At 39.2% G+C, this 13,604-nt stretch carries 12 protein-coding genes and 1 pseudogene; 9 read left to right on the top strand and 4 right to left on the bottom strand.

The window, feature by feature from the left end:
• Window positions 1-25: 25 nt before the first annotated feature.
• The 8 genes and pseudogenes from HC176_RS01560 (at window position 26) to HC176_RS01525 (ending at window position 8,483) form a co-directional block, all read left to right on the top strand.
• On the top strand, window positions 26-1,132 hold the full coding sequence (locus HC176_RS01560; RefSeq protein WP_167916433.1) for an ABC transporter permease: 1,107 nt from the start codon (window positions 26-28) through the stop codon (window positions 1,130-1,132).
• A gap of 64 nt (window positions 1,133-1,196) precedes the next feature.
• A complete protein-coding gene (locus tag HC176_RS01555; protein ID WP_167916432.1) occupies window positions 1,197-2,042 on the top strand; it encodes an ABC transporter ATP-binding protein in 846 nt (281 codons plus the stop codon).
• An 11-nt stretch (window positions 2,043-2,053) separates the two neighbouring features.
• Window positions 2,054-2,881 carry an ABC transporter ATP-binding protein gene (locus HC176_RS01550; protein WP_167916431.1) on the top strand — a complete coding sequence of 276 codons (828 nt, stop codon included), beginning with the start codon at window positions 2,054-2,056 and terminating at the stop codon, window positions 2,879-2,881.
• Between the two features lie 225 nt (window positions 2,882-3,106).
• Window positions 3,107-4,360, top strand: coding sequence for an alginate export family protein (locus HC176_RS01545; RefSeq protein WP_167916430.1), 1,254 nt, complete (start codon window positions 3,107-3,109; stop codon window positions 4,358-4,360).
• Window positions 4,361-4,567: 207 nt separating this feature from the next.
• The gene (locus HC176_RS01540; protein WP_167916429.1) at window positions 4,568-6,103 is read left to right on the top strand and encodes a YifB family Mg chelatase-like AAA ATPase; all 1,536 of its coding nucleotides are present in this window, start codon (window positions 4,568-4,570) and stop codon (window positions 6,101-6,103) included.
• A 605-nt stretch (window positions 6,104-6,708) separates the two neighbouring features.
• A pseudogene (locus tag HC176_RS20350) lies at window positions 6,709-6,837 on the top strand (heavy metal-binding domain-containing protein); the annotation flags it as partial.
• A gap of 175 nt (window positions 6,838-7,012) precedes the next feature.
• Window positions 7,013-7,684, top strand: coding sequence for a head GIN domain-containing protein (locus tag HC176_RS01530; protein ID WP_167916428.1), 672 nt, complete (start codon window positions 7,013-7,015; stop codon window positions 7,682-7,684).
• Window positions 7,685-7,802: 118 nt separating this feature from the next.
• On the top strand, window positions 7,803-8,483 hold the full coding sequence (locus HC176_RS01525) for a LysE family translocator (protein ID WP_167916427.1): 681 nt from the start codon (window positions 7,803-7,805) through the stop codon (window positions 8,481-8,483).
• Between the two features lie 114 nt (window positions 8,484-8,597).
• On the opposite strand, the gene HC176_RS01520 is transcribed toward HC176_RS01525, so the two are convergent.
• From HC176_RS01520 to HC176_RS01505, 4 genes are all read right to left on the bottom strand, one after another.
• The gene (locus tag HC176_RS01520; RefSeq protein ID WP_167916426.1) at window positions 8,598-9,083 is read right to left on the bottom strand and encodes a hypothetical protein; all 486 of its coding nucleotides are present in this window, start codon (window positions 9,081-9,083) and stop codon (window positions 8,598-8,600) included.
• Between the two features lie 283 nt (window positions 9,084-9,366).
• Complete coding sequence (locus HC176_RS01515) at window positions 9,367-9,804, bottom strand: hypothetical protein (RefSeq protein ID WP_167916425.1); 438 nt, start codon at window positions 9,802-9,804, stop codon at window positions 9,367-9,369.
• Between the two features lie 12 nt (window positions 9,805-9,816).
• Entirely contained in the window at window positions 9,817-10,719 is a 903-nt protein-coding gene (locus tag HC176_RS01510) for a hypothetical protein (protein WP_167916424.1), read from the bottom strand.
• 130 nt (window positions 10,720-10,849) lie between these two features.
• Window positions 10,850-11,890 carry a GMP reductase gene (locus HC176_RS01505; RefSeq protein WP_167916423.1) on the bottom strand — a complete coding sequence of 347 codons (1,041 nt, stop codon included), beginning with the start codon at window positions 11,888-11,890 and terminating at the stop codon, window positions 10,850-10,852.
• Window positions 11,891-12,021: 131 nt separating this feature from the next.
• Between HC176_RS01505 and HC176_RS01500 the strand changes: the two genes are divergently transcribed.
• Window positions 12,022-13,434 (top strand): response regulator, encoded by a 1,413-nt coding sequence (locus tag HC176_RS01500; RefSeq protein WP_209309628.1) that lies wholly within the window; start codon window positions 12,022-12,024, stop codon window positions 13,432-13,434.
• Window positions 13,435-13,604 lie beyond the last annotated feature (170 nt).

Below are 13,604 nucleotides of genomic sequence, written 5' to 3'. Positions count from 1 at the left end.
AAACAGAGTACTAAAATAATAAGTCATGAAGCAAAGTATAACATTAGATAGAGTAACCAGATTTGTAGGACTGGGATTTTTAACCTCAATAAAAGACCTATTCACAGGGAAACTAGGGAAGGAAGATTTTAAAGGTATCTTGCGTAAAGTAGTCGTACCGTTTGCTTCCGTGCTATTATTTTTAGGTCTGTGGCACTTAGGAGCCAAGTCTCTTTACAACACAGAGGCCGAGTTTAAAATTGAAAAAGCACTAAACGACCAAGGTCCGGCAGCTGCCGATGCTATGCGCGAATGTATAGCATCGGGAGATGTAAGCTGCCAACCCAACACCTTGCCGTCGCCAGCCAAAGTATGGGAGTCGTTTCAATCTTTATTGAGAGACCATAATATTATTGCTGCTGATAAAGAAGCCTTTATTGAAAAAACAGCAGCCTTAAATGAAAAGCGAATAGCTGAAGGGAAAGACCCGATTACTTATACAGGAAGACCGTCATTCGTTGACCAAATTTTCAGAAGTTTAAAAACAGTATTCGCAGGATTTTTATTGGCATTGGTTATTGCCGTGCCACTTGGAATATTCATCGGGTTGAGTCCTACTTTAAAGAGTTCTTTCAACTGGTTCATTCAAATATTTAAGCCTGTATCGCCCGTAGTTTGGTACTTGTTGGTTTTTATGATTGTAAAAACGGTGTTGATAGATTCCAACGAAGACAGCTCATTCACCATTTCATTCATCAGTGTGGGGTTATGCTCTATGTGGGCTACTTTAGTAAATACAGCTATGGGCGTATCATCGGTTGATAAAGATTATATCAATGTAGCTAAAGTATTGAAGTTGGGCCCCTTCCAAAAAATATTCAAAGTGGTGTTGCCATCGTCTTTACCGTTGATTTTTACGGGATTGAAAATCACCTTATCGGTAGCTTGGATGGTATTGATCGCTATCGAGTTATTGGCGCAAAGCCCAGGTTTAGGGTTGTTTGTTTGGGAAGAATTTCAAAATGGTGCCAATGATTCCAACGCAAAAATTATTGTAGCGATGTTCGTTATCGGTATCATTGGTTTCCTTTTAGACCGCTTGATGCTAACCATTCAAAATACAGTATCGTTTGATAAAACCGATGCGATTTAATACATGTTGAAGGATTCAAAATAGAAATCACCGAATCAATAAATCAACAGTTAAACAAAGAGATATGGCATATTTAGAATTAAATAACGTTTATAAAACTTACGGACAGGGTGATAATGCCACCGAGGTCCTTTCAAACATCAACCTATCGATTGAAGAAGGTGAGTTTGTGGCCATCGTAGGTTTTACAGGGAGTGGAAAAACCACTTTGGTTAACTTAATTAACGGCTTATTGCAGCCCACAAGAGGCGAGGTACTGTTTAAGGGCGAACCCGTAACCGGAACCAGCCACGAGCGAGGCGTAATTTTTCAAAACTACTCGTTGCTTCCTTGGCTAACGGTAGGGCAAAATGTATTTATGGCGGTGAAGGAAGCTTTTCCGAAGAAAAGTAAAAAAGAGCTGAATGACATTGTTGTCAATTATGTGGAAATGGTGAATTTAACACCCGCCATTAACAAGCGTCCAAAAGAATTGTCGGGAGGGATGCGTCAGCGTGTGGCCGTAGCCAGAGCATTAGCTATGAAGCCCGAAATGATTATTATGGACGAACCCTTAGGTGCATTAGATGCCTTAACACGGGGAAATCTTCAGGATGAAATTTTAAGAATTTGGGGAAAAGATAAGCGCACGGCGCTGTTGATTACCAACGATGTGGATGAAGGTATTTACATGGCCGATCGCATTATTCCGTTGCGTCCGGGGCCAAAAGCTACATTGGGGCCAGAATTCAAAATTGATATCGAGCGCCCAAGGGATAAAACCGAAATGAACGATAATGCTAATTTTAAGGAAACCCGAAATGCCATTATCGAGTATTTGATGGATATAGGAAACGAACGAAAATCGGAAGCACAGGCCGTTTACGAACTGCCTGATTTAGCACCAAAGGATTTTGTTAATCAATTTTAAACACACAAAAGATGAGTACTTTAACAGCAAATAAAACAGGAAATTTTACTGATAATGGGTTGTTTCCCGCATCAGATGTGATGTTGGATTTAAAAAACCTTAAAAAAGTGTACCCCACTCCAAAAGGTGATTATACGGTTTTGGAAAACTTGAACCTTCAAATAAAAAAGGAAGAATTTGTTACCATTATCGGGCACTCCGGTTGCGGAAAAACGACCATGTTGAGCATGATTGCCGGATTAAACGAGATTTCTGGAGGAAACATTTCGGTATTGGGAAAACATATTAAAGGTCCGGGGCCAGACCGCGGTGTTATTTTTCAAGCGCCCAGTTTAATGCCTTGGATGACGTCGCTTCAAAATGTACTGTTAGGTGTAAATCAGGTATTTCCCGATGCTACTAAAGCGCAACGTAACGATATTGCCAAGTACTACTTGCAAAAAGTAGGACTGGAAGATGCCTTCCATAAAAGAGCATCCGAATTATCACAAGGGATGCAACAGCGTGTGGGAATAGCCAGAGCATTTGCTATTAAACCAAAGGTGCTGTTGTTGGATGAGCCTTTTGGGATGTTGGATTCTTTAACCCGTGGGGAGCTTCAGGATATTCTCATTGAAATTTGGAATAAAGAAAAAATTACCGCTGTTATGATTACCCACGATGTGGATGAAGCCATCTTTTTGGCCGATCGCGTGGTGATGATGACCAGCGGGCCGCGAGCCAAAATTGGTGATGTTCTGGAAATCGATTTTGAAAGACCTAGAACCAGAAAAGCGGTTTTAGAACACGACGATTACTACAAGTACAGAAAACATTTAATTGACTTCTTAGAGCATTAATTGAAAATAAATTCCTCGAGGTGTCTTTTGAAATTGTCATTCCCGTGAAAACGGGAATCTCAAAAAAAAAAACAAATCAAATTTAGCGGGTTATTAAGGTTGTGAAACATGAGAAATGTCATAGCCCTAGGGATACAACACTCTTAAATTTGCTGAAAAATCAAACAAAAAAACAATCAAATTTTAAATATAACTCAATAACAAACCACTTAAAAACAAGAAAACATGAAGAAACAATATCTTATCATTGGACTTTTACTAGGGTGTTTACAGTTTGCACAAGCGCAGTTTACCTTAGATGGCGAGTTTAGACCACGAACTGAATACCGCAACGGTTTTGGAAGTATCATCCCTGATGCTGCCGATCCCGGTTTTGGTATTTCAACCAGAGCACGATTAAATGCTGGCTACAATACAGAAGCCTACAAATTCTATTTAAGCTTGCAGGACGTGATGGTTTGGGGTGAAAACAGGCAGATTTTACCTTACGACCAAAATAACTCGTTTGCCATTTTCCAAGCTTGGGCCGAAATTGCTCTGGGCAAAGGTTGGTCAACAAAATTGGGTCGCCAAGTGATTTCTTATGACGACCAAAGAATTTTTGGTGGATTGGATTGGGCACAGCAAGGGCGTAACCACGATGCCGCGCTGTTAAAGTACAGCAAGGGCAAGTTTTTAATGGATGTTGGTTTGGCTTTCAACCAAGATTACTCAAACCCAACAGGGTTTCAGTCGATGAACACGGCTTACAATACTTCTGGTTTTTTCTCTTATAAAACCATGCAATATGTGTACTTAAAGCAGGCTTGGGAAAATTTCACAGGTAGTTTCTTAGCTCTAAATACTGGATTTCAAAAATTCGATACCAGCAATGCCCCAGATGGTGTAAACAGTGTGCAAACCATTGGTACGCATTTAAATTATTCAAAAGGAAGTTTTGGTGCAGCGGCCAACGCTTTTTTACAAATGGGCGATAACGTAGATGGGGCCTATTTGGCGTCATTGGATTTAACATATAAAGCTTCAGAAAAAGTAGGACTTGGTGCTGGGATTGAAATCATCAGTGGAAACGATGGTACAACGGCAGATACCGAAGCGTTCTTTCCGCTTTACGGAACCAACCACAAATTCAATGGTTTTATGGATTATTTCTACGTAGGGAACCATGCCAATAACATCGGCTTGGTTGATGTTCACGTAAGTGCCAACTTTAAATTGGGTGAAAAGTCAAGCTTATTGGTTAAAGCTTTAAACTTTAGTGGAGCCGAGGCGTTGCCAAGCGGAGAAAAATCTTTGGGTACGGAATTGGATTTGGTATTCAAAAAAGCATTCAATGGCTATGCTTTGGTAATGGGCTATTCGCAATTGTTTCCAAGCGATGGCATGTACGAGCTGAAAGGTGTTAGCGAAGCTGCCGCAGCCGATATGCAAAACTGGGCATGGGCAATGTTGGTGATTAAACCAAAATTTTTAAACTAAACCAAACTGAATAATACTATCTATATATAATAATTGGAAAATAATTTTCATTTAAAAATGTAGATTAGTTTGATGTTTCCAATTTATATGAATCCCGCTTTCGGCGGGATTCTTTTTTTATGAAAAGGCGAATTATTTCACATCTGTACTTTTTAGATTAGTAACTTTTCAAATACATTTCTTACATTTAAGCTGTAAACAACAATTATGCTCAAAAAAGTTTTTGGAAGCGCCGTTTTTGGCGTAGAGGCAACCACTATTACCGTTGAGGTAAATGTTGATGGTGGTATTGGTTATCATTTAGTGGGCTTGCCCGATAATGCGATTAAGGAAAGTAACTACCGTATAGCGGCTGCGCTTCAAAATAATGGCTATAAAATTCCCGGAAAGAAAATCACGATCAATATGGCACCAGCCGACTTGCGCAAAGAAGGTAGTGCCTACGATTTAACTTTGGCCATTGGTATTTTGGCAGCCTCAAAACAAATACAAGCCGAAAATTTAGAAAAGTATTTAATTATGGGCGAACTCTCGCTCGATGGTAGTTTGCAGCCCATAAAAGGCGCTTTGCCCATTGCGGTAAAAGCGCGCGAGGAAGGTTTTAAAGGCTTTATTCTCCCAAGTATGAATGCCAAAGAAGCAGCCATAGTAAACGATTTAGAGGTTTATGGTGTCGATAACATTAAGCAGGTTATCAATTATTTTGATAAAGGTGAAGCTTTGGAACAAACCATCATCAATACCCGCGAGGAATTTGCCAAAAGCCTCGATTTCCCGGAATTCGATTTTAGCGATGTAAAAGGTCAGGAAGGGATAAAGCGCTGTATGGAAATTGCCGCGGCAGGCGGACATAACATTATTTTAATCGGCCCTCCGGGAGCGGGAAAAACCATGTTGGCCAAGCGTTTGCCCAGTATTTTGCCACCCATGACTTTGCACGAAGCTTTGGAAACCACAAAAATCCATTCTGTAGTGGGGCGCGTAAGAGATACAGGCTTGATGGCACAACGGCCTTTTCGGAGTCCGCATCACACCATTTCAAATGTAGCACTGGTTGGTGGCGGTAGTTTTCCACAGCCGGGCGAAATTTCACTGTCGCACAATGGCGTGTTGTTTTTGGATGAACTGCCTGAATTTAAACGCGATGTGTTGGAGGTGCTGCGCCAACCTTTGGAAGACCGCGAAGTCACCATTTCACGAGCAAAATTTACGGTTACTTATCCGTCGTCGTTTATGTTGGTGGCGAGTATGAACCCGAGTCCGGGCGGCTATTTTAACGACCCTAATGCACCGGTAACCTCAAGCCCTGCTGAAATGCAGCGGTATTTAAGTAAAATTTCCGGGCCGTTGTTGGATCGTATTGATATCCATATTGAAGTGACGCCGGTGCCTTTTGAAAAACTCTCGGAAGACCGAAAAAGCGAATCGTCCGTTGATATCCGGAAACGGGTAACCGCGGCACGCCAAATTCAAACGGAGCGTTTTAAAGAATCCGAGAATGTACATTACAACGCCCAAATGAACACCAAGCAAATTCGTAAATATTGTGTGCTGGACGATGGTTCAAAAGATTTGTTGAAAACCGCGATGGAGCGATTGAGTTTGTCGGCCCGTGCGTACGACCGTATTTTGAAAGTAGCGCGCACTATTGCAGATTTGGAAGCCAGCGAAAACGTAAACGATTCGCATATCAGTGAGGCCATTCAGTATCGCAGTTTAGATCGCGAAGGATGGTTGGGGTAACAGATCTCTATGGAAATAGGAATGTGTTTTTTATATTGTTTTTTGGAGCTCGTTACATATGAACATTTGAAAAGGTTTGTTTTTATAGTTCGCGGGAATCATAAAGTCTGATTGTTGCCTAAAAGATAGCAGCTAAAGAGAATCTACATTATTCATTACGCTTTCGGTCAAGACCAATACGTCATGGTGGGGAGAAAATCCAAAACCATGTGCCAATTGTGCGACGAAGTGATCGTAAAAGTTAAAAACACTTGGGTTTTAATTTGGTGGGGAAAGTTGAGGATTTGGGGTGGTTAATTTTAATGATATAAGGTCGTTTTAATGACTTATATCAGTCGTTAACTAAAGTGGTCGAAATTTTTTATATAGTCAAATTTTGTTTCATATATGTGTAACTTTAAAGCCTTAATAAATACCTGTATAAAAAACTAAAAACCATGATGTTAACAACCATAAACAGCCTTGAAGACTTAAAAATAACCGATTATTTAGGGGTGGTTTCGGGCGTTGGTCAATACGTGTAAAACCTCATTTTCTTTTAAAATAGAGAAGTTTCTGCAAACGCTGGAAAACAGCATTGAAGAGGTGAAAGAAGATGCCTTTCAAAAGCTGCGGAAGAATGCCATAAAATTGGCGCCAATGCAGTGGTGGGCATGAGCATAGATTTTGAAACTGAGCCCAATACCACCTATATTTTGGTTTCTACTACCGGTACAGCGGTAAAGGTGTCTTGAGTTTTTAGTTAAATATTGAATTTCGATTCGACTCCGTTCAGCGTGACAGTTCAGGGTGTCTTTCAAAACCAATCAACAATCCCGCATATTCATTAAAATTTTCATAAAATAAAATGCTGTGGAATAATTGTTGATAGCTTTGCGTTGTTAACTAAAAATCAAACGCGAAAAACAAATGAAAACACTAGTTAAATTTTTTGTACTGTTTATAACCACAACGCTTTTTTCCCAAAACACTATAGAACAGGAAGTTGGTGAATTTACCGAACTCAAGGTATACGATTTAATACAAGTGGAACTCAAAAAATCCAAGGAAAACAAAGCTGTTATTTCTGGTGAAAACAAAGAAGATGTGGTTATAGTTAATAACGATGGCAAACTGAAAATTAAAATGAAGTTGGGTGAAGCTTTTGATGGAGATGAAACCAAAGTAGTACTGTATTACACTCAAATTGATATTATTGACGTTAACGAAGGCTCGAAAGTGGAATCTAGCGATACCATTGAGCAGTTTGAAATCGATTTAAAGGCGCAGGAAGGCGGAAGCATCCATGTTCCCATCAATGTAAAATATGCCAACATTCGTGCGGTTACAGGTGGTTCAGTAACGGCAACGGGATCTTCCAAAAAGCAAAATGTATCGTTATTAACAGGCGGTATTTACAATGGTCAATCTTTGGAAACCCAAAACACCGATGTATCTATTAGCGCCGCTGGCGAAGCCTATGTGAACGCCTCCAAAAAAGTTGAAGCCAAAGTACGGGCAGGAGGTAACATCTATATTTATGGCGATCCCGTAGAAATTAGCGAAAGCAAAATGTTAGGGGGTAATATTACTAAAATGTAAAAAAAATTGGTGTTGATATTGGCTGTACTTAGGTACGGTTTTTTTGTGTTTATAACCAAAAACGAATAATGAAGTTTAAAATATTTCTTTACTTTGTATTGAAACCCTCTCAATAAATATGATTGACGATATTTTAACGGCCGTGCCATTCGGAATTATTCTTGCATTTACCATCGGGCCGGTGTTTTTTGTGCTCTTGGAAACTAGTGCTACCAAAGGGTTTAGGAGTGCTTTAATTTTCGATTTGGGCGTTATTTTGGCCGATATCATATTTATTACCATTGCTTTTTACAGTACTAACAATCTCCGTGGAAAAATAAGCAACGATCCTAATTTTCTCATTTTTGGTGGCGTGCTATTGATGGTTTACGGGGTCATTTCGTTTATAAAAACCTCAAAATCCTTTCGTGCCATTGTAAAGGAATTCCATAAAGTTGAACTCAAAAAAGGCTACGGCAAACTGTTTATAAAAGGTTTTCTACTCAATTTTATAAATATCGGGGTGTTGTTGGGTTGGCTGGGATTTATTGTGTTGGGCGATTCGCTTACCAGTTCTGAAAACGGCAGTTTGGTTTTTATTTTAGTGATGTTGCTTTCTTATTTTGTTTGCGATATCGTTAAAATATTGATTGCTAAAAAACTGAAAGCTAAACTCACCCCACGGCTCATTTTTAAAACCAAAAAAATAATAGCTATAGTCATTCTAGGCTTTGGAGTGTTGCTGTTTGTGCAAGGTGTGTTTCCAGATGCCTATGAAAAAAACAAGGAAAAATTGGAACGCATCAGCCCGATGAATTAAATTTTTTATTAACATTTTGTACTACGCGCTCAATACCTTGGTCATTTTTTAAGTAGTTTTAAACTGCATTTTACTTTCACATAACCACCATAGGGTAAAACCATTCATCGATTTTTAAATTTGGTTATAGCTCATTTTTTCAGTGTCGGGGCTTGGTTCTTGCGGTTCGGCGGGAATAATGGGGCGTGCATGCTGCTCGAAGAATAACTGCTGAATGGAGTCCATGCGCTTCATCATGCCTTTAATATGCTCGTCCTGATTGATAAATCCGCGTTGGAAAAAATTTCGTGGGTTGAACGTACCGTCAGAATCGCTACCAAAAAAATCATCGAAAAACGAGTCGCTAAAAATGGAGTTCTGTTTAAAATGGTTTTCGAACTGCATACGCAGACTGTCGTTAAGTTTGCCGTTTGAAGAGTAGCTGTACGAGTAAATGGAGTCGTATTTTATCAGGTTGCCATGCTCGTCGTACTCTTTGTTTACGGTAATGTTTTCGTCGGGCTTCATATCGTTTTGTGCAGTGCTGCCTTGTTTTTCCTGACCCGAACAATTGAAAAACAAGAGTAAAAATAACATCGGAATAATTTTAAGTGTCTTCATAGTGCTTACATTTTAAATTAAAAATTCTACGACGTTTTGCGTCGTAGTTCCGTTGAAATTATTATTCCCGTGAAAACGAGAATCTAAATTAATGGTTGATAATTATGTAGCAAAAAATATACCAAGGCATTATGAAAAAATAGAGTGGATTTTAAAAATGTCAGGTTGGCAGGGAGACAAAAAAAACGCTCTTAAAATGGGCGTTTTTATATCATGTTTTTGCAAAACTATGGGCTTGCGCAACGGTTACCATTGTTGGCAAATCGTTTTTTTTATTCTAATTCTATCTTGGTGGATTCAATTTAGATTCCATTTCTTCATTCGCTCGGTAAATCTTGTCTAGACTTGTATAAACAACAAAATAATCCCAAGTTGTGCCGTCAGCACTACACGCAATTACATATTCGCTCGATTCAATTTCTTTTACGTAATATTCTCCGCAAACCTTTATTCCATTTGCGACTATTATTCTACCAATATCTCTAAATTCAGAACCTTGTGGTGACCTCCAACTTTTACTGTATGTTTGCTCGTCTGTTATTATTCCGCCACTTTCTGAATTCGAACCGATAATGTATAGGACGATTAGAATTCCAATACCAATTAAGATTAAAGTTCCGCAACCAAATCCACCTTTTTTCATATTATTTCCGCAATAAGGACATTTGTCAGCATTACTGCTTATCTCTTGTTTACACTCTTTGCAATTTATTAATGCCATTAATTTCGGTTTTTATCTTTTATTTCTTGTTTTTTTATCAGGAAATCCATCCGCTGGTTCTGTGCTAGTAACAAGATTGACTTCTGGAAAATATTTTTTCATTAAATGTCTCAATGGAACTTTTGTCTCTTTATTTTCCTTGAACATTGCCTGCAATTTTTCTCCGTCCATTGTCATTCCTTCTGGCATTGATGCCATAGTTTGAGTATTAAAGGTTGCTGTCTCCATATTTTCGGAAGCAATCATTAATTCGTCCATTTCTTTAAGTAATTCTTCATCCTCTAAAACTGACATTCCTGATGCTTGACCGTGTCCGAATTGTATCATATCACTAGCTTCGTCCATTAACTTAATGTCTAGTAGATCATATTTTGAAAAAGGAATATGAAAGTCATTAAATCTTATGAATGGTTTTTCATCTATTAGTATTTGAATGTGAAAATGAGGAAAGTCCCCATTTTTTGAATTACTATGACCTTCTAAATCCGTCTTACCATAATGTAATGACCACTCAATGTTTTTATATTTTATGGTTACTTCTCTTAATTTGCTTTTGGAAGTTTCACTTTCCAAATCATTTATATTCTTGATGAAGTTTTCAGTTGTCGCAACCCAACGCAAATAACTTTCTAGTTTGAAAAAACCAATTGGTTCGGACAGATAGTTTTTAAAATCTTTCTTTCTAATTCCGTTTGGTCTTAAAAACCAATGAAAACAAGGTTCGTCAGGGTAGAAAGTTTCTAATTTATTACCGCATAAAAAACAACAAGATTTTGAAAAAGCATCTTTAAATTCCGCGAACATTTTTTTGTTTTCCTCAATTTGCTCTTGGTTTTTCTTTTCCACATATTCTGGTGGAAGACTGGCTAGATAATCTTTTAATTCTTTTGTATTATGTGGATTAATTTCTTTCAAATGAGAGTTCTGTCAAAATGTTTGCCAACAGGCGGTTAAACACAATCGCGTTTACCCACATTATATTCAGTGCTAAATATAAGTAATCATCTACAAAAGAGTAACTGTTTTACTAAGCTTTCCAAAAATATCAAGAACTATACACTTGGTTTTCTTGCTCGTTTACGCGAATAAAGGTAGTACGTTTGGTCAATTCTTTTAGCCTTGAGGCGCCCACATAGGTACAGGTGCTGCGCAGGCCACCCAAAATATCCTGTAGGGTGGTTTCAACCGAGCCTTTATAAGGCACCTCAACGGTTTTGCCTTCGCTGGCACGGTATTCGGCCACACCGCCCACGTGTTTTTCCATGGCTGTGGATGAGCTCATACCGTAAAATTTTCGGAAAGGTTTACCATTTTTTTCAATGATTTCGCCACCGCTTTCGTCGTGCCCGGCCAGCATACCGCCCAGCATTACAAAATCGGCTCCGGCACCAAAGGCTTTGGCAATATCGCCGGGCGAGGCGCAACCCCCATCGCTAATGATTTGTCCGCCCAAACCATGCGCAGCGTCGGCACACTCAATAATAGCCGAAAGCTGTGGGTAGCCCACACCGGTTTTTACGCGCGTGGTACACACCGAACCGGGGCCAATGCCCACTTTTATAATATCGGCACCGGCCAAAAGGAGTTCTTCCACCATTTCGCCCGTTACCACATTGCCGGCAATAATCACTTTTTTGGGGTACTGTTCTCGCGTACGTTTTACAAAATGCACAAAATGTTCGGAGTAGCCATTGGCCACATCAATGCAAATGAATTGCAATTGCGGATGCGTTTTAAAAATTTGGGCCAGTTTTGCCGAATCGTTTTTACCAATGCCCGTGCTTACGGCTATATAGTTTTCAGCGCCTTTGGGCAACTGTGCCAAAAACAGGCTCCAATCGTTAATGGAGTAGTGCTTGTGTATGGCGGTAAATAGTTTGTTGCTGGACAGTGCTTTGGCCATTTCAAAAGTGCCCACCGTGTCCATATTGGCTGCCATAATCGGGATACCTTCCCATGAAATTGGGCTGTGCAAAAACTTAAATTCCCGATTAAGGCTAACTTCCGATCGGCTTTTTAAAGTAGAGCGTTTCGGCCTGATCATAACATCTTTAAAGCCCAGTTTTATATCGTATTCTATGCGCATTTTTATGAAAGTTAAGTGAAGGGATTGATGCTTAAATGTAGTTAAATTAAAAATATTTTTATAGGGGTTTACGTATAATAGTTTTGTAATTTTACATATTTATAAATAAGTTTGTTAAAAGCGCCAATCTAATGAATTTCCTTTCAAAATTTATGAAATCCGTAAAGGTGAAAAAGAAGCAGTCTTTTTTCATTTTTATATTTATTGCGGCTATTTTGGTGGTGGGTTATGCCGTTTTGGAGGATAAGATTTATGAGAATACGGCGGCCGCTATTTTATTCATTATCGCTGCGGGGCAAGTTTTGGTTTTGCAATTTTTCTTTAAAAACCAGTTGAAAAACGATGTGGTTAAAACCAATTTAAAACACCGCATTAAGGAGCTTAGGGAAGAGGTTGAAGTGGCTGATAATTTGGCAAGTGAAAAATCGGTGTATTTGGCGAATATGAGTTACGAGGTGCGCACGCCACTCAGTACCGTTTTGGGCATGATGAACATGTTGAAACAAACCGATTTGACGGCCGACCAACGGGCGCAGGTGGAGATTGCCGAATATTCTTCACAGCATTTGCTGCAATTGGTAAATATGATTACCGATAATTCGGAAGTGGAAAATGAAGGCGTATCGTTGAATTTAACGACGATGGATTTGCGTTCAGACCTTACCAAACTGTTCAAGGTGTTCGAGTACCAAGCTTGGGAAAAAGGCTTGGAATTTGAATATACCTTTTTGCCAAAAGACAACGATAAGTTTTTGCTTATTGGTGATTCGGCACGCATCCAGCAAATACTCATTAATTTAATAAACAATGCCATTAAGTTTACCCATTTTGGGAAAGTGTCTGTAATTGTAGATCAATCGGTGGGCATTCAAGGCGAGCAAATTATAGCCTTTTATATTAAGGACACCGGAATAGGCATACGGCCGCATGTGGCTAAACAAATTTTAGGCCATAACAAACAGTCTGTCAACGAGCCCACTTTAAAAGATTACAGAGGGCGGGGTATTGGTTTGGCTATTTCCAATAAATTGGTGAAAATGATGGGCGGACAGCTTAAACTGGAAAGTAAAGAAAATGAAGGTTCTACTTTCTATTTCAGCCTTCAGCTTAAAAAAACGCTCAATCTAAAGCTAGAGGAGGAAACTAGTCAGCCTATTTTGTTGGAAAAACTGAATGTTTTGGTGGCTGAGGATAACCGCACAAACCAAAAGGTGATTAAGTTTTTGTTGGAACGCCATGGCGCTGATTGCACGTTTGCCAAAAACGGATTGGAAGCCGTTGAGCTTTATAAAATATTGGACTTCGACATGGTGTTTATGGATATCTATATGCCCGATATGGACGGTTACCAGGCCACAAAATCCATTAAGGAAACCGAAAAGTACGATGCTAGGCGAACGCCCATTATTGCGGTGTCGGCCAGTGCTTTTGAAGAGGATATCAATAACGCTAAACTTGCTGGGATAGACGACTTTTTGGCCAAACCTATCGAGGACGAAAAGCTAAGGTACTTACTACTTAAATATTCTAAAAAGAGTGCTTAAGGCATCTATTTTCCTTGAAAATTAATGGCGCAAAGTCGCTAAGATGTAGCCTTACCCAATTTAAGACACAGCTAAATTCAATAAATTTTCATTAATATCATTCGATTCGGGGAAGAATTCTTCCCCGAATCGAGGTTTATATTCCCTGGGTGATTTATTGCCCAGGGATT

It is taken from the genome of Tamlana crocina, assembly GCF_012037625.1.
Note: the sequence above shows the minus strand (reverse complement) of the source record. Positions and strands in the feature narration are given on the sequence as shown.